The following is an 18582-nucleotide window of genomic DNA, read 5'->3' as shown; positions in this document are numbered from 1 at the left end:
GGTATACCCTATAACCCCAACGTCCTTGGGGTGATATCCACAAAACCGTTCACCGTTATGGGTAATAATGATTTGGATGAACAAAAAACAAAAGGTACTGTAAACATTGCGCTCTGCGGCCGTGTACCCGTGAAAGTATGCACGCAAAACGGTAAGATTCTTCCGGGTGATCTTATAACCACCTCATCATTCCCCGGTATCGGGATGAAGGCTATAAAGAAAGAATCAACTGTGGGTAAGGCATTACAAGAATTTGACCCACACAAAATTTCGGGTGCAGTAAAAGTTAACTCAATTAATGATATCCCCTGGCCGGAAGATACAGATGGAACAAATACCAACCCGCTATGTTTCATTCTTCCCGACGGTACATTTGTCGGGAAGGTAATGATGATGGCCAATACCAGCTGGTAAAATCCGGGATTATTCTATTCCGGCGCGTCTTCTCCGGATTTGTTAATCACAACATTTTCGTTGTCCAAAAATGATAGTTTAGACACCGGCAATTTTGATATTATCACATCGTCAAGCCATATCCGCGCATGTTTATGCGTGTTTAGCGGTTTAATATTAAAACTCAAACTGTTTACTCGCGCCCTGGCAGTATAAATTAATGACAGTTCTCTCCACTCGCCGTCTGAAGTATTGGAGAACACTTCTATATATTCTCCCGTGGGTTTATCGTCAATCCTGGGAATAACGCTTGCGCGGTACGTTGCAGTTGAATCATTAGTGGTATACCATATCGAGAACAAAACTTTTTCACCGGGTTCTGCCATATGTTCACAACCTACATCCCTTGTTTTGACACAAGTTATTTCAGAAACCCAATTTGTTTTTTCGGTTTTTCCCGTTTAGGACTAAACAACTGCCGGATTGCTTTGAACACCACCTGAAATTGTTGGTCATATCTCTTTTCCATATCATCAATTTTTCGTTGCAGGTTTTTATGTGTAGCAATAATTTCTCTTAACTTGGTGAATGTCCGCATTATTTGGATATTTACTATAATAGCACGATTGCTATTCAAAACTCCGGATAACATAGCGACGCCTTGCTCAGTAAACACGAATACATTTGGCGAGTGTTTAATCTTTGAACTTATCACAATTTGTGATAAGTTCCTTATCTCGTCTCGTGTAAGAGTAAACAATCAACGGGAAATCTTTTAATATTTCTTCTTACCGCTTGGTTTAATACTCGTGTATCTACTCCGTAGAGATTAGCCAAGTCACGGTCCAGCATTACCTTTTTCCCGCGGATTAACAGAATCTTACTTTCAATACTTTCTTGCAAAACAAGTACTTTGTTCATATATACCTCTTCTTAAATAACACTCGAATCCTCATCGTCCCATACCATGAGGTATGCAATATGCCAAAGCCGTGTAAAATAATAACATGACTCGACATCGTTGTCAAATTGCAAATAGTGTTATTCTTCAAAAGTATATGATTGCTATAATTAACCTTGCTACATAATTGTTATTCAAACACCAGTTTACCGAACAAGTTTGGCGAGTTATTTTGTTTCACTAAAACCTATCCTTGCTGTTTATTCTACGTTAGTTCTGTGTTTAAACCGTTCCTCAATAACAGTGTATAACGTCGGAACAAATACCAGTGTTAAAAATGTAGAAACCGTCAACCCTGCAATAACAGCCACTGCCATCGGTGCTTCAATCTCGCCGCCTTCACCGATCCCCAAAGCTAACGGCAGCATCCCAATTATAGTTGTCAACGTGGTCATCAATATCGGCCGTAACCTCGTATGCCCGGCGATTGCAACAGCTTTATACAAGTCCATCCCTTCCCTGCGGAGATGGTTTGTGTAGTCTACCAGCAATATACCGTTGGATACCACAATCCCAACCATCATAATTATACCGATGAATGATACAACGTTAAGCGTATACCCTGTGAGGAACAATCCCCAGATCACACCGATGATACCCAGTGGAACTGAAAACATAATAATGAACGGGTCAATAAATGATTCAAACTGTGAGGCTAATACCATGTATATCAAAAGAATAGCGAGTAGTAACGCAAACAGAAGGTCCCTGAACGCGTTCTGCTGATCCTTATAACTTCCTGCTACATCAATATTATAATTTGCCGGTATAACAACCTTTTGCTGGATTAGCTTCTTCAACTCTTCCGACACCGTTCCTGATGGACGGCCAATAACATTAGCGGATACCGTAACTATCCTCACCTGATTTTTTCGTTCAATTTTTGACGGGCCTGTCCTGCGTTCAATCTTAACGAGGTTCGACAACGGTACTTGTTTACCCATTGGTGATGTTACAAATACTTTATCTAAATCACTGATCGTCGAACGGTCAGTTTTCCTTAACTGCACAAAAATATTATATTCTTTCCCTACCTCCGGGTCACGGTACAATGACGCGATACTTCCTTCCATATTCGTCTGTAACGAAGACGCTATCTGCACAACGGATAATCCCAGTGCCGCTGCGCGTTTACGGTCAACAACCACCTCAAGTTCCGGTAACCCGGCTTCCCGGCTGATACTTATATCCTTAACCCCCGCAAGGCCGGTCATAAGTTCTTTCACCTGTTCCGCAAGTTTTTGTGTAACCCCAAAATCATAACCCCGGATTTCTGTCTGTAACGCCGAACCGCCCATCATACCTACCGCCATGCCTGCCCCGCTTCCAAACTTAACTTCCGTACCGGGAATATTTTTTAATAACGGGCGCAAAGCATCAGTAACTTCTTCAGTTGAACGTTTACGTTTAGAAAGTTCTACCAACGAAATTCTTAGTGACCCGGTATCTGACCCGCCGCCACCCGTAAATAATGACGCTAATGCCGCAAGGCCGCTACCGCTGGTACCCAGGCGCATTTGCATGGTATCAAGCTCAGGCGTATTCTTCATAACAATTTCTTCCACCTGCTGCATTACAGTATTAGTTTTCTCAAGTTTTGTCCCCAACGGCATCTTGACTGTTATAGACAACTCTCCTTCATCCGCTGACGGCATGAACTCGGTACCCACAAACGGGATAAGTACAAAACTTAAAATTAACAAACCTGTTACACCGAAAATAACAATTTTTCTATGCCCAAGCGCCCATTCAATAAGTTTTTGGTATTGCGTATCAACATTATCAAAAAACGCTTCTAACGTTTTAAAAAACTTACCTTGCGTTTTTTGTACATGAAGAAACTTTGATGTCAACAACGGGATGACTGTCAGTGACACTGCCAGTGACGCTACTAACGCAAATGATATTGTGTACGCCATAGGCTTGAATATTATAGATGCCAACCCGGTGACAAACAGCATCGGGACAAACACCACAACAGTTGTTATTGTTGATGCGATAACTGCTAGCCCGACTTCTTTTGCACCGTTAACAGACGCGTCCATTGGTGACTCACCTTTTTGTATATGCCGGTAAATACTTTCCAGCACAACTATAGCGTCGTCCACCAACCTCCCCACACCCAGCGCAAGGCCGCCAAGCGTAGCAATGTTTAATGTAAGTTTACCGAAGTATAGCAGTACAAACGTTGCAATAACAGATAACGGTATGGCTAAGGATATAATAAACGTACTCCTGAAACTACGTAAGAATATCAGGATAATAATGATCGCAAGTAACCCGCCTTCCAAAGTAGACCTCTGTACGTTACCTATTGATTTTTCAATGAATATCGATGTATCCATCATTGGTTTAATATCACACCCCTGGGGTAACTGGCGTTTAATTTTGTCAAAACTTGCCTTTATCCTCCGCGCTACCTGCACAGTATTTTCGCTGGAAGCTTTTTGTACCTGAATCATTATCCCCGGCATACCGTTTATGCGTATGTACTGGGTTTGTTCTATATAATCATCTTTAATATCCGCCACGTCTTTTAGATATATAGGAACCCCAGCCTGGTTTCCCACCACTACATCCTCAAGTTGTTTAACTTCTCTAATCTGCCCGACAGTACGGACATAAAAACTCATATCCCCGTCCTCAACTTCACCGCCGGGAAGCGTAAGGTTTGACATCCCGATTGCACCTGTAATTTGCTGTACCGACAACCCAAACCCGTATACGCGTGAACGGTTAAGTTCCACCCGTATTTCGCGTTGTAACCCGCCATTAACCGTTGCTGAAGCAACGCCTTCAATACGCTCAATCCCGGGCCCAACAATATCATCCGCCAGCATACGCAATTCCGCGGGGCTTTGCGGGCCAGTAAGGCTTATCATCATGACCGGCATCATTGACGGGTCAAACTTGAACACCAGCGGGTTAGACATATCCTTAGGCATCATACCTTTGATCATATCAATCTTTTCACGGACGTTTATCCCGGCAGCATCCATATCTGTTTCCCAGTTAAACTCCGCCATCACCAGTGACATTTCAGAAAATGATTGTGAAGATACCTGTTTAATGTTGGTAACAGTACTTATAACTTTCTCCAACGGACGTGTAACCATTGACTCGATCTCGGCAGGGCTTGCACCTTTATACGTCGTTATCACCGCCGCCATCGGGAATGACATATCGGGATACAAATCAATTTTTAATTGTGTAAAAGCTATCACCCCGAGTACGATGACCGCAATTGCGGCCATCAAAACAGTTATTGGTTTTTTTATTGAATACTCTGATATAAACATATACTTTACTCTTTCTCCCCACCGGATATAATCGCAGCTTTTATCCCGTTAGTAAGCCTTTGCTGCCCGGTAGAAACTGCGTACTCGCCGTATTTAAGGCCGGATAGGATTTCTGCGTTATTGTTATCAGTAAACCCTACGGTAACCGCCCGGTCCTCCGCGATATTGCTTTTTATTACCATTACCCGTTTTGTTCCATCAGGTTTTTCTATGATACACTTTACCGGTACAAGTATACGCCCTGAATGGTAACTCACCAGAATATCTACATTCGCAAACATCCCGGGACGGAGTAACCGTTCCGTGTTATCCACTGTAATTTCAATTTTCGCGGTACGGCTCATCTGGTCAATCATCGGGCTGACCGACGTAACGGTTCCTGTGAACGTACGTTTGGGGTACGCATCAACTTTTACCTGTGCAGATAAATCCTTACTAACTTTAGCAACATCTTTTTCTACGACGTCAACTACAACCTTAACTTTGTCAATATTAACGACAGTAATTACTGGCGTAGCCATTGCTACCGCGCCGCCTGCTGCCGGGGATACCAACGCGCCAATGTCAGGATACCGTTTTGATACGATCCCCGCAATATTAGTTTTTACCGGTGATTCCGCATAATCAAACCCCGGCTCGTCACGGTTTACCATCGCAACAACCTGATCGACGGCAACATTATCCCCTTCGCTTACCAAATACTTTTGTAGTTTACCCGGAACTTTTGCGTACACGTTAACCGTTTCATTCGCCATAACATTACCCGTGAGGTTAAGCCGGTCAGCGATATCGCCTGTACGCACTTTCACAACTTCCACAGGTACGCCGGTATCTTCAGTTTTTGCCACAGTTTTTTTTGTAAACTTTCCAATTGAAACTGTTACCCTGTACCCTATAAGGCCTATAAACAAGACTACCACTACCCAAATAATTACTTTACGCATAAAACACTAAACACTCCTTCTTTTTTACTAACTCCAGAATATATAATTATTTCCCTACTGCTTTTACTAATGACGCCTGTGCGATATTATAATCAAACAACGCCTGGTAATAATTTACTTCAGATTGTGTCAACGCAAGCTGTACATCCCGGACGTCTACATACGACATATACCCTTCTTTATACCGCTGATCCGCAATCCTCAAATTTTCTTTTGCTAATTCAACATTTTCTTTTTGTACATCAATACGCTCTTTAGCTTCGTTCAGGTCAATCACCGCTTTTTTTGTTTCCAAACGTATACCGTCTTCCACCTGAGAACGGGTAAGCTTCATTGTTTCCACATTCGTCTTCATCTGTTTAACTTTAGCGCCGGTATAGAAGTTTAATGGCCAGTTGAATACAAGGCTTGCATTCCATGCGCTATCCCATTTTTCTTCGGTATAATACGGCATTTTATAATCCGCTGATGCGGATAATGCGAGGTTCGGCAGCCCTGACGCGTTGGTAAGTTTAACCAATAAATTCATAATATCTTCCTGAAACCCAAGTTGTTTAAGTTCAGGCCGGGTTTTAAGAGCTTCCGCAAAAACATCTTCTATAACAGCAGCGTTCGGGTTATACTCAAACTCGGTCTCAAGTTCGTAATTATCCAAACTAGTTTTCAGCATAACCTCCACCGCTTCTTTTGCCATACGCCCGCCGTTTTTTGCGCGGATCAATCCTACCTGCGCGTTGGTAAGCTGTACTTTTATACGGGAAAGATCGTACTTCGATATTTTTCCGTCTTCATACATCAACTGCATAGTTTTATAATGCTCGTCAGTAACTTTTACAGCTTCTTCCGCGATTGCCACCATTTTTTGGGTAAGCATCAACCCGTAATACGCGCGTTTGGTATTGAATACCAACTCATTTTTTGCGCGGCGCAGTTCTTCCTCCGCAGCTTTATAACCAATTTTTGACTGTTTTACCCCTAACCCTATTTTCCCGAAAGTATAAAGCGGCTGCGAGACAGAAAGTTTGAAATCGTAAAGATAATCATACCCTGTCTTTATATTGAACGATACCGGCGCATAAATAATTGATCCTGTTAGAGGATTAACCCCAACCGGCATCTGGAACGACGTTTTAGTTTCCGGCATCGGGCTCATCTTTACGTACATTGCCATAAAAGTAAAATCCGGGAAGTTACGCGCACTAGCCTCATCAACAGCATATTTTGAGGATAACATTTTTTGTTCCGCAATTTTGATTCCCTGCGAACTTTTTAGCGCTAAATCCACGCATTTATCTACCGTAAGTTTTTCTGCAGCAACAGCGGTTATTGCTAATAATACTACCAGCGCAGTACTTAAACACAGAGTATTAATAACTATCCTTTTAGTAAACAGCTTCATCTTATTCCCCCGACTTTTTCATGTATTTACCAATACCATTAAAATATATATCTAATACATCTTCGATTCCCTTGTCCTTAAGGCCAATACCATGTGTACCTTCTTTTGATAATGTCATCGCCTGTACAATCGATAAGAACAGTATTGCCGCGCGTTTTGGAGTGACAACACTATTTCCCGTCATTTCTCTATTAATAATACGCCCGACACTTTCAAAAACAGCGGTAAACTGTTTCTTCATCACCAGCGCATGAGCTTTTCCAATAGACGTATCCATGTTCTGTAGTTCGCGCATAATAATATTTAATGCCTTACGGTTAGCCTGTACGTACTCGGATTGTAACTGCAGCATTTTTTTTAACTTATCCCGCACACTGCCGGGCGACTTTTCTGCAGCCAGGATAAACCCGGACATTTCATTAAACGTATTCCCTATCAACGCGTGGAACAACTCCTCTTTTGTTTTGAAGTACAGGTACACCGTACCCTTGGCAACACCGGCATGGCGCGCAATATCTTCCACTAACATTTTGTGGTACCCTTTATCCGCTACGACATCCATTGCAGCGGAAAGTATCAACGCTTTTTTGTTCAGTTTAACTTTATTCATTAACCTATTCTTCCTGCGATAAACAATACCGGATAAACCGGTACGTTTTACTGCCACCTATCATTATGACTGACTGGTCAGTCATAATATCATTATGGGTATAAACTGTCAAGCACAATTTTTGTATACAGGCTTGGTTATGGTATCAGAAGTTCAAACCCTGTAGTTCTATCCTTTTTTCTTGAAGCACATGTGCCGGTAAGTTCTATTATCACAACTTCCATTATATGCCAGGTTTTAACGCCGAGCCTTACACACCCCGACCGTGTGACATTATTTCTCCCAAAAAAGTTGTGTGAATGCAGGACAGGATTACCTTTTGAATCCGGGAATATAGTCCCCACCCCGCCGGTTTCGTATACATTATTTAACAAGTACGGCATTGGCACAATCTTTTTCGCACGGCCGTTACGGGGGCCAACAACAATCCTGCTGCCCTTATCCGCACCACCGACCATAATCACCGCAGCGGAACGTATTTTTTTTACCCGTGCAAAACGTTCTATACACTCATGCACTACATCACCGTCTTCCAGGCGTATAACAAACACACGGCCCATCCGCGCTTGAGAATATAACATATGATTCCATTACCCTTCTATTTTATTTCAACCAATACCCTATAACCATCCGCAGAGCGTGAACACGCTGATAGTTTCTGAGTTAACAAACTTACCCTGGCGAAACATTTTATTTACTTCACGTTTTGTGACAACCACATTTTCAATAACTTCATTATCATCAAACTTTGTCCCGACATACTTCAGTTGTGTAGCTTTATACAGGTGAATAACCTCGTCGGTATACGCAGGCAAAGGGTATATATCCGCGACTTTCCTGATTTTTCCTGCACGATAACCCGTTTCTTCTATAACCTCGCGTTTTGCGCATATAACAGGGGATTCATTTTTTTCTATTGTCCCTGCGGGAAGTTCATAGACGTACTGCCTTACAACAGGACGGTATTGTTTTATCATAACAATCTTTGACGGGGAAAGAAACGGGATAATAATCACCGCACCGGGATGGTTTACATACTCGATATCCATAACTTTACCATTGGGAAGTGTTAAGGTATCCCGCCTGACTTTTAAATACTTACCGTTATACATCAACCGGGATATCATAATTCTTTACTTTGCGATAACTATCGATCCGGTGACAGTCTTGCCGTTGATTACAAACTGGTAGATATATATACCGTTCTCCACAAATTCGCCGTTGGTATTCCTGCCGTCCCATATATCTATACTCTCTATCGTCCTCACCATACGGTTCTGAACATCAAATATCTTTACCCAACTCATTTCTTGCGTACTATCAGCCAAACTTAATGCTTGCCAGTAGTTGTGTATACCGTTGAAACACGCGAAGTCGTTTGAGCCGTCGCTATTAGGCGTGATAATCTTTTCTTTTGGTTTAAACTGTTCCGCATCAATGCTGCTTAGTGATGCTGAAGGGAATATACCGAATAACGAAAAATGGCTTACCTTTACCGTTAACGTATTCTTTGCAGTATTCACCACTCCGCCAACATACCGCCAGTCATTGCTGTCATGCCAGTACACCTGTAACCGTGTTTCATCTATGTCCGTACCGTCAACTATCCCATCATCATCTACGTCAAAGTACAACAAGGTTATATCCGCGGGTATTGTCAGTGTCTTCACATCAGTATCAATCTCGTATGCCGCTATAGGCAAGGATATTCCCGTGGTAATCAACTGGCTGCTCTTTACCGCTGGCACTGACGTTACTTCCTTCTGCATCATCCTTACATTAATATTACTGCTGCTCAACCCCGAAGGAAGTTTTACTTCTACTTCACCGTCTTCAGGATTACCATCCGCTATTACCACACGTCCGCCTGTGGGCAGGACCGTTTTTTCTATCAAACTGCGGTGTATCACTTCATGATACTGTCCTGACTTAGGGGAGACAGTTTCGTTTTCATCACCGTCATATGCAAAAATCTGGTACTTTATCAACGCTACTGTATTCACGATTTCATCTGCTGGAATGTCTACGTAATACATACTATCCACACCGATCATTGTGCGTTCTTCTTCCTCTGATTCCGTACCGTTGGTATACAACAGTTTGTATACTACCTTAGCTGTGTCAATAATAACATTGTCTTCAATACCAGCAGTAATTCTCAATTTTGTCCCTACAAGGCCGATGTAGCTGTACGGTGTATGTTCAACTGTCGGGCTTTCATTATCGGTTTTACCTACATATACCAACCCGATACTGTTCCATTTTATCTTTCCAGCCTCTACTGTCACAGTTATGTTTTTTGACTGATACCCTTTTGCATATGCAGCTATCTCGTACTCACCTTCCGTAAGAGAATAAAATCCGTATAAACCCTTTTTTTCCGTATCTGCTGACGAACTAGCGGTCAGCCCGGTATTAAGCGTCAGCTCTGCGTTACCGATGCGGTTTTCTGCGATATTACCATACCCTGTGGTTTCGTTGTACACATAACCAAGGATCCAGCCGGATGCTGCGTCCACTACTATCTCAACTTCTTCTTCTTCACACACATTACCGCAATCATCTTCCGCATATAAGAATGCTTTATACTTCCCGTCAGATACCACTTCGTTATTGTCATTACGCCCATCCCATGTTTCGCTTGTACGCCCCGCATTACGCCGGGAATTTGACGTTATTGTTTTCACAGTTGTCCCGGATTCATTTTTTACTGTCATCGTGATTTTCGCGGGTTCCGACAATGCATACATTATTATGGTAGAATCATACGCTCCATCGTTGTTTGGCGAGATCGCCGAGTTCGTTAACGTATACGAACTAATCTCGGGCGGGGTAATGTCTATCTCAACATCCACATCCCGCGGGCTCGACTCGTTACCTTCCGCATCAACCGCAGTTATACGCACATAATACTTACTACTGTCTATGATAAACTGGTTTGTATCGTCTATCCCAGCCCAGACTTCCGAATTTTTACCCAGGGGCCGCGATTGTTTATCAATTATTGTACGTACCACTGTATTGTCCTGGTCATACACTTTCATTGAAACCTTACCCGCAGGGCTTAGCGTATAGTATATCGTCACGGCATCCTTTAACCCATCATTATTCGGAGAGAACACCGGAGGTACTGCGGTTATTCCGGAGAGAGACACCCCGACTTTCTTACATGTAATACTTACCTGATTATTCCCGGTTTGGGTTACATTCCCAAGATTATCCACGGGCATCACTACATAGTAGTACACCCCGTTTTCTATTAAACCTGTCCCGGCATCTATGTACTCGGCTACACCGTTTTCCTCACCCGCGTTGATCTGTGTACCAATACTGGTTGATACTTCCGAACGGTATATCTTATACGAGCTTATCTGTCCTACGGTATCACGTGCGGAGGTCCAGCTGAGTTTTATATCACCCCCGCTTTCGAGTGCAGCGGTTAACGTTGTTATCGGCTGCGGGCCCGCGGTATCTATATAAAACGACCGCGGGGTGGACCAGTTACCTGTATTCCCTACCCCGTCTTTGGTACCTACACGCCAAAAATATGTCCCTTCAGTAAACGTATACGATGGTTCATATTTTGTGTTGACAATATCCGCTGTGGTAAGGTTTGGCACGTTTACTTCCGGCGATGTAAACCCGTATGCGTTGTCTACCTGCAGCATATACGTACATCCGGACGGATCGTTTACTGCGCTGCAGGTAAAGCTTACCTTGTTTACCGTAAATAATGTCGCGTTAGCAGGATATACCAGGTTAGGCACTAACGGCGGTATATTGTCGTACTTCAATGTAAATAATGTTACTGCTGCAGACCAGTTACCAGCGTTATCCCGCGTTTTTACACGCAGGTAATACGGTTTCTCCGCAGTTGCGGGTACTGCAAAATATTTTACCGGTGCTTGTTCCACTATTGTCTGGATATTACCCGGATCACCAACCGAGTTTGTACCCCAATACACAGTATAACCACTAACACCCGTCCCGGCATCACTCGCGCCGGTCCATTCAAAATACGGCCCGGCATCAACTTTCTGCCAGGTATCATTCGCTACCACCGTTGCTTTGGTATCGTTAGCCCAGGCTTGAATCCCCGTTGGATTCATTGGCGGTATAGTATCCGTTCCCGTTACATTCAACGCTACACTGCGTGCAGCGCTCCACGTACTGGTATTTCCCGCACCGTCTACCGCGCAAACACGCCAGTAATACGTACCGTTTGCCAAACCCGCGGTTGGCGAGTATGTCGATGCTGTCAATGCTGCCTGGTTTATTACTGGAGATGAAAAATCACTGTCATTATCCGCCTGAAGTTTGTATTTCACACCCGATGCATCTGTTACATCGGACCAATCAAATACCGGCACGCTTGTGTTTAAACTCGCGGCATTCGCCGGGGAAACAAGTGCCGGGACCGCCGGTGCCGTAGTATCCGCCGAACCAAGCGTATTTGTTGCAACAATAACTGTGGAGTACGACAATGTTTCCGGAGATACTGACTTATACGCATCAATACGGAAGTAATAAGCTGTACCGGATTTAAGGCTGCTGGCAGTATACGTAGTCCCTGTTGTTTTTGTTAGGTACCCTCCATGCGCTTCCATAACGGTAACATGATTTGCGCCATTACTGGTATTTCCGGCATTCGCACCAAATGAAACACCTAGTTTGGTACATTTAACATCCGCTGTAGCGCTTAGACGATACGCTCCGCCTGTGCGGTACGCGCGCCATCCATGCGGGTTGTGATACGCTCCGGCGGTATCGTACCATCGCGCATAAACGTTCTCGTATATTCTGTTATCCGCATCATAGAAACGAAAACTATACTTATGAATTTCCTGTGCCGGTGAAAGTGTTACCCATATAGAAGCCGCTGCAGCGTCAGAAATAGAAGCGTAGTTCGTATTCCCGCGATCACCGTCAGTAGCGTATGCCAACCCTGCCCATGTACCGCCATCACCAGTCGGCGTTTTTTTGTAACACTTATCCTCAAGCTCAGCTTTTGTCGAAGAACAATATATTGTGTACCCGCTAGCACCGGATACCGCTGTCCATGTAAGTTTTATCTGGCTGGGACTAACCGATGTAGCTATTAATCCTGCCGGTGTGGCGGGAATGCTTTGATCCGGCGACACTACGGCGTTGATATACTTCCATGCTGACGCGCCAACACTGTTTTTTGCCTGTACCGCGAAGTCAAACTTACCCGCGCCGTGGGTATGATACATCCCGGGCCATGTAATATCCGTTGCATTTGCGGTAGTAATATTATCCCAGTAGGTCCACGTCCCGCCGGACGGGCGGCGTCCAACTTTATACGCTGTGGCACCGGATACTGCTGACCACTTCATCACCGTTCCATAACCGGACTCATTGTAATCCACTGAAAAAGTTGATGGCGCGGCAGGAGCCGTCGCTGCGGTATACCCTCTCCCATAAATAACGCAAGAAACTGTGTTAAGGTTAGAATGCCCATTATTATACCCTGGCCAATCATAAATCGCGCCGGCACCGGAATAGTTCATATACCCGCTGTTTTTGTTGCCATACGGATCATTAAAAACAGCTGCACGGGATGAATCCGAATATCCGATAGTAGTAATATAATGCCCTGAACTGGTTAACATATTCAATAATACAAACGGCCGTTTTGCTTTTATCTCACTAACCAATTCAGCCCAAGTCGGGCTCCAGTCAGTCACAGACGTTGACAACTTATGGTTTTTTAAATAATCACGGATCCCGCCTTTTGTATCCGCCCAATTATTTTTTGTGATAAACCCATACCCGCCGTATGCGGTAACCCCATCCGGATCTTTAGACGCCCAACTGTAGGTAACCCCGTTAAACGTATATTTTTCGCATATATACCGCCCATAATGCGATGTATGCGAATACGGGCTCGAACATGTACAGTCCCAATAATTAACAATCTTGTAATACCCTATCACCATTATCGACGATGTTGCCCCGCATGCCCAGTTACCTGCGAACCAGTTTGGGGAGTCATACACCTGGTGAACATACGGTATCCCCGTCATTTTCTGGTATGCCAGATTCGCGGTCAGTACTGTTGAGTTATTAATTATTGGCTGGAATTCATCCTTAACGTTTCCGTCGATTAACGCCGTTTTTTTTTGAGTATCTAAAAGAAGTTCCTGTTTTTGCGTACCGATACTAACCTTCCCCGCACCAATAATACCGCTACCCTGCTGAATTACAGTATTGTAAGTAACTAGCGGTGCGGTATAAAACTTGCCGGTAAAATAATCTTTATACAAAACCTTCTTCCCATCAGGCGATACCGTGCAGTCACCCGCGAACTTTTCTTCCTCCGGTGAAACCTGCTGTTTCCCTGTACCGTTATACGCCGCCATCATAATCGCAGTTTTTGTCAGGACATAAGTATTAAAACTTTTTGTGGTATAAACAATAGACGCGCTGTCATTCAACCACCGCGGATTATCGCCGGTATCTATCTCATACGCATTACCCGTATCAAGAACAACAACCTTAATTTTTCCGTTGATAGTATTCATCAATAACTTAGTTCCATCAGGTGACCATACGGGCATAAAACATCCGGTTTCACCGTCAGTAACTTTTCTTAACCCGGATCCGTCAACATTCACCACCCATATTTGGTCATCCCGGTCATTAAACGCTACACGTTTTGCATCGGGTGAGATTGGGGTTACATTCGCGTATTCCGGGATTGCTATTTTATGTATTACTTGCAATTTGTCGTTCATCACAGTTATTTCGTTATCTACTGAAAACGCAATATCGCCGTTATCCGCAAATGATGGTATCCCGCAGATATGTACCGGCGCAGACAATGACCTGGATTTACCTGTATTGACATTATAGATGACAGGCACCTGAAGAAATTCGTCAGGTTTTGCTTCAATCAACAGTTTGAATCCCGCAAACATCCCGTCTTTTGACCAGTAATATTTATATCCGCTGCTCTTCCCTGCGCTTATCTGGTTCATAGTACCTGAATCAAAGTCGTAATAATACACCCCGTTATAATCACTACCGGCAAATAAGGATTTTTTGCTATCCGGCGAAAATACGGGATTATTGTAACCTGTAAGAAAATCAGGGTTACCATCAATTCCGGCAGTCGGTGCTGCACCGTCGATCTTTCCTCCACCGGCAAAAGATACTGCCAAAAAGCTTAGTATTAGAGCTATTGCCAACAAAACGTTTTTCATTTTAATACCTCATTTTATTAAAATATAAATACCTTACTTAAACCTTAGCAACCACTTTGCCATACTGCATACTTTATTAACACTTATTATATATGACTATGCAAAAGGTTAATAAGTTCCTTAAGATACATTACAATTATTTTTATGTTTATGTAAATAATATTACACTTTTAGTAGTTAAAAATATATTTATAGTTAATGTACGGGTTTGGGTATTCTAAAGTTCCAAATTGGCAACTTTGCGGGTTCGCCACCCATTTTTTCTATATCCCCAACAATTGCCGCCCATTTAGGTTCATCCAGCAAAACCTGCGGGGAAAACGGATTTGCCGCAAAATATATTACCTTACCCTTACCATAGTTGCGTACTATAATCCCCGGGTTTCCGTTATCCAACCGTGCAACAATTTTGGCGGTTGTATCTGTAACTGTAACCTTATTTACGAACTTAACCAATCCCTTATATCTTCCCCGTTGTAACCCAAGCACCGCATATTTCTCGCCTTTTTTTGCGCTTGAAAACACGGTATCATCCTCAAAAATGATTGAGTCCGTTTTATCTTCTCCTTCAAGTTTTATCCCCAATATTTTTTCGCGGTAATAATCCAGTGATTCGCCGTTTATATTCCAGCTAAACGCCCGGGGGTCTCCCGCCACTAACGTTCCTCCGTTAAGCACCCAGCTATCAATTTCTTTAACCACGCTTTCACGTTCATACTCACAAAACGGCGCGTATAAAACTTTATAATTAGACAACACGCCTTTTACCTGTTCAATTTGCTCATCACACACAAAGTTAAACCAGCACCCGTTTTTTTCGCCAAGTAACGAATATACAGTATAAATTTCATCCGCTAACAATGAGTACCCGGTTGTAAAATATGAATCTGCGGAGTACAGTATTGCCGTCCCGGTTTTTTCCGGGAGTTTAATTTTTCCCATGCTGGTATACACCTTGGCAATATGCAGCATCATCTTCCACCGTTCAGGATCAGTTATTGACGGGCAATCATTTGCGTAGTACTCAATCCCCATCGCACCCATCTTAATCGCCTGGCTGCACCATTCACGCATATCTTCATCCGTCGGGCGGTAACCATCATAAAAAAATGCCTGGACAATAGCCCATACGGGCTTACCCCCAACCATATCAGACAAAAACTTAGTCCCAAACCCGTGGTTAAACAACCCGCGGCCAGGTGTGCGGTTATGCTTTTTATCCGCTGATGTTGTGTAAGGATCACACGCAAACTCATCACCCGCGTCTGACATTTTATAAAAATTAAACGGGCTGAACCCGCCCATAAACCAGTAATCGCATGGCTGATACTTTTTTTGCGGTGCTATAGATTTCATAACATCATATGCACGTTTTTTTGCCTGGAAAAACTTTTCCGCTGCCCAGCGGTTATACGCCAGCCACATAAACGCAACATCTTTACTCGTTACTATCTCCGGATCGTCTATATATGGTATCCCGTATTTTCCGTAACCATAAACACTTTTTACTTCTTCCTCATACTTTTTCCAATTCTTACTTTTTACAGCAATACTTTTCTGCGGGATCCGTACCAGTGGTTCATCCATCCCGCGAAAACCCAGGATTGCGGGGTCACTTGAATACTTAACTGCATACGCTTTAAGTTCGTTTACCATAGCGTCTACATATAGAGGATCAATGATTGAAACCCTTTTTCTTCCGGTAGTACTCGGGAATACTACTTCCGCACCATTTTTTTCTGCTACGTTAACCAATGGCGATGATTCCAAAAATATTATACGCGGCCATTTTTTTAATGCTATAAATTCACTGCCTCCCGGGGTAATACCTTTTCGCGGGGCAAGAAACCCGGCGTTATACACTTCCTCCATAAAAGCTGTGACATACTTCTCAAGCTCAGTTTTATCCTGCAACTTTTCCTGTAAATACTTTGGCAGGTTGCTTATTCCAAGATCGTGATACCACGAATTAACTACGTATCCCGCGGTTGATGAAGAAATAAGTTCCTTAAAAACCTCTTTTTCCCGGGTAATAGTATACGGTGCAGCATTTTTTGCGGTGACAGGTTCACGTTTTACTATCCCGGCTTTTAAGTCAAGGATACCAAACCTATCCGGCTGATAAAACCCTCCTTCCGTAGCGGACCACGCGCTGTTCTCCAATAACTCCTTTTCTTCCCTGCAAAAGTTTAAGTCAAATTTTTCAATACTATCCCCGCCGATTTCTTTCAGCGGTAACTCTATCTCCGTAACCCAGTAATCGTCGTAGACCTTATTTCCTACAACAACATTCGTGGCGTTCCATTCCGCATTTTTTTCGAAACCCTTTGCGGATTCAACCACAATAATTTGTTCATCAAATACAGTACCCGTGGAGTTTATAACAAAATGAAATGTTGCTTCGCTTTGCGGTGAAACATAAAATTCTATACAATCATTATCCCACACACGTGCGTCCCGAGCCAACACATCGTTTTTTAACCATTTAGCGCGCGGGTCAAGGCATTTAAACAATATATACAATTTATCCTTACTTACAGCAACCCGTACTTCTGTTTGTTTCCGCGCAAGCGATACCCCGTCAACATTATAAAACCGGCCCAGCGGGTCAGCTGTCTGCCAGGCATAATCCTCGGGATCACCGTCGATAACCGGCGGTTTAACATTTTCGCTGATTACCGATATTTTTGAAACATTTGCACCAGCATCAATTTTTTCTGCGGAAGACACCCCGCACATAAGCAATACTATTGCCGCTGAAACCGCTAAAACCCGGTATATATTATTCACTGTGAACAACCATAAAATCTTTACGTTCCTGGTCAACAACATAAACTTTTTCACCTATCCTTTTCTTAACCCGAGCAACAACTGTATATTTACCTGTAACATCGGTTTGCGCAAAATTATAATCATACTTAAACCTGCATACCTGGTTGACATCAAGTTTAACCTTATCATCAATAAATTTAATCAGTTTTTTTCCATATACAACTTTTACTTCAACCCCAAACTCATACATCGTATTCCCTGTATTACGTAAATCACACCAGATATCCATAGGTTTGGTTATCACCTGGCTACCTTCGGGGTATATAATCAATACTTCCGCATTTGCTACGGGTACTGTTTCATCGCGTTTTGGCGGCTGTTGCAATAACTGCATCTGCGCTTGCGCGTTCAGGTCATTATACCCCGCAGGATTTGCACCCGCATTGGTATTACTGTTCTCCGGCTTTACAGCTTCTTCCTGTGAGGGATAAAGAGTTACACCGCCTTCAGTAACCGCTGACATCGTTGATTGATCAACCATTTCACGTAATAAATACTTTTTCTCGTCATAACTCAACCTTTTCCCGTACCTGTTATTCTTAAACCCTGACCAAGCTTCAACCCTTACTGTATACTGCCCAATACGGTTATTATCACTGGTGTTTAGATAATTAAATACTACAGTTTTTGCTTCATTTGTTTTTAGTTTAACATCCTGGCGTAATGACCATAGCATTACCGGTTCTTTTTCGTTTGTATAAAACACGCTTAAGGTTATGGGTATATTAATCTCAGTTTTTCGTGTATTAACCGCCTGGCACGCAACCCCTATTGCCTGTCCCAGCGACTGTTCAGGCGGTAAAGATACGATATCAACCTCAACCTTAGCAATCTTATGTTCACTCGACATAAAAGGTTTAAGGATAAGCGCTGCCAACAATACTCCAATTATTAAACCTACACACCCGCCACGGGTCA

13 protein-coding genes are annotated in these 18582 nt (G+C 43.1%); 1 reads left to right on the top strand and 12 read right to left on the bottom strand.

Annotated elements, in window-relative coordinates; translation table 11 throughout:
- A partial coding sequence (locus WC955_06125) for a hypothetical protein (protein MFA5858625.1) occupies positions 1-414 on the top strand: 414 nt, incomplete at its 5' end.
- Between the two features lie 14 nt (positions 415-428).
- Here the strand turns inward: WC955_06125 and WC955_06120 are convergent.
- From WC955_06120 to WC955_06065, 12 genes are all read right to left on the bottom strand, one after another.
- The gene (locus tag WC955_06120; protein ID MFA5858624.1) at positions 429-779 is read right to left on the bottom strand and encodes a hypothetical protein; all 351 of its coding nucleotides are present in this window, start codon (positions 777-779) and stop codon (positions 429-431) included.
- A 35-nt stretch (positions 780-814) separates the two neighbouring features.
- Positions 815-1108 (bottom strand): hypothetical protein, encoded by a 294-nt coding sequence (locus WC955_06115; protein ID MFA5858623.1) that lies wholly within the window; start codon positions 1106-1108, stop codon positions 815-817.
- A 17-nt stretch (positions 1109-1125) separates the two neighbouring features.
- Positions 1126-1314: an ORF6N domain-containing protein gene (locus WC955_06110; GenBank protein MFA5858622.1), complete on the bottom strand. Its 189-nt coding sequence runs from the start codon at positions 1312-1314 to the stop codon at positions 1126-1128.
- Between the two features lie 240 nt (positions 1315-1554).
- Positions 1555-4653 (bottom strand): efflux RND transporter permease subunit, encoded by a 3099-nt coding sequence (locus WC955_06105; GenBank protein MFA5858621.1) that lies wholly within the window; start codon positions 4651-4653, stop codon positions 1555-1557.
- Positions 4654-4658: 5 nt separating this feature from the next.
- Positions 4659-5597, bottom strand: a complete 939-nt coding sequence (locus WC955_06100) for an efflux RND transporter periplasmic adaptor subunit (GenBank protein MFA5858620.1) — start codon at positions 5595-5597, stop codon at positions 4659-4661.
- A gap of 46 nt (positions 5598-5643) precedes the next feature.
- A complete protein-coding gene (locus WC955_06095) occupies positions 5644-6996 on the bottom strand; it encodes a TolC family protein (GenBank protein ID MFA5858619.1) in 1353 nt (450 codons plus the stop codon).
- Position 6997: 1 nt separating this feature from the next.
- The gene (locus WC955_06090) at positions 6998-7663 is read right to left on the bottom strand and encodes a helix-turn-helix domain-containing protein (protein MFA5858618.1); all 666 of its coding nucleotides are present in this window, start codon (positions 7661-7663) and stop codon (positions 6998-7000) included.
- An 80-nt stretch (positions 7664-7743) separates the two neighbouring features.
- Positions 7744-8187: a PPC domain-containing DNA-binding protein gene (locus WC955_06085; GenBank protein ID MFA5858617.1), complete on the bottom strand. Its 444-nt coding sequence runs from the start codon at positions 8185-8187 to the stop codon at positions 7744-7746.
- A gap of 39 nt (positions 8188-8226) precedes the next feature.
- Positions 8227-8733, bottom strand: a complete 507-nt coding sequence (locus WC955_06080; protein MFA5858616.1) for an NUDIX hydrolase — start codon at positions 8731-8733, stop codon at positions 8227-8229.
- Positions 8734-8739: 6 nt separating this feature from the next.
- Positions 8740-14832: a FlgD immunoglobulin-like domain containing protein gene (locus WC955_06075; protein MFA5858615.1), complete on the bottom strand. Its 6093-nt coding sequence runs from the start codon at positions 14830-14832 to the stop codon at positions 8740-8742.
- Positions 14833-15027: 195 nt separating this feature from the next.
- Positions 15028-17664, bottom strand: coding sequence for a beta-galactosidase trimerization domain-containing protein (locus tag WC955_06070; GenBank protein MFA5858614.1), 2637 nt, complete (start codon positions 17662-17664; stop codon positions 15028-15030).
- Positions 17615-18541 (bottom strand): hypothetical protein, encoded by a 927-nt coding sequence (locus tag WC955_06065; protein MFA5858613.1) that lies wholly within the window; start codon positions 18539-18541, stop codon positions 17615-17617. The genes WC955_06070 and WC955_06065 overlap by 50 nt, the downstream gene beginning before the upstream one ends.
- Between the last annotated feature and the right edge of the window lie 41 nt (positions 18542-18582).

The organism is Elusimicrobiota bacterium, assembly GCA_041658405.1.
Lineage (GTDB): Bacteria > Elusimicrobiota > UBA5214 > JBBAAG01 > JBBAAG01 > JBBAAG01.
This window is presented reverse-complemented; position numbering and strand designations above follow the sequence as displayed.

Excerpts from the sequence above, each read along its gene's own strand:
- WC955_06110 (MFA5858622.1), bottom strand. The coding sequence starts at position 1,314 with ATGAACAAAGTACTTGTTTTGCAAGAAAGTATTGAAAGTAAGATTCTG.
- WC955_06120 (MFA5858624.1), bottom strand. The coding sequence starts at position 779 with ATGGCAGAACCCGGTGAAAAAGTTTTGTTCTCGATATGGTATACCACT.
- WC955_06080 (MFA5858616.1), bottom strand. The coding sequence starts at position 8,733 with ATGATATCCCGGTTGATGTATAACGGTAAGTATTTAAAAGTCAGGCGG.
- WC955_06075 (MFA5858615.1), bottom strand. The coding sequence starts at position 14,832 with ATGAAAAACGTTTTGTTGGCAATAGCTCTAATACTAAGCTTTTTGGCA.
- WC955_06070 (MFA5858614.1), bottom strand. The coding sequence starts at position 17,664 with ATGTTGTTGACCAGGAACGTAAAGATTTTATGGTTGTTCACAGTGAAT.
- WC955_06085 (MFA5858617.1), bottom strand. The coding sequence starts at position 8,187 with ATGTTATATTCTCAAGCGCGGATGGGCCGTGTGTTTGTTATACGCCTG.
- WC955_06105 (MFA5858621.1), bottom strand. The coding sequence starts at position 4,653 with ATGTTTATATCAGAGTATTCAATAAAAAAACCAATAACTGTTTTGATG.
- WC955_06095 (MFA5858619.1), bottom strand. The coding sequence starts at position 6,996 with ATGAAGCTGTTTACTAAAAGGATAGTTATTAATACTCTGTGTTTAAGT.
- WC955_06100 (MFA5858620.1), bottom strand. The coding sequence starts at position 5,597 with ATGCGTAAAGTAATTATTTGGGTAGTGGTAGTCTTGTTTATAGGCCTT.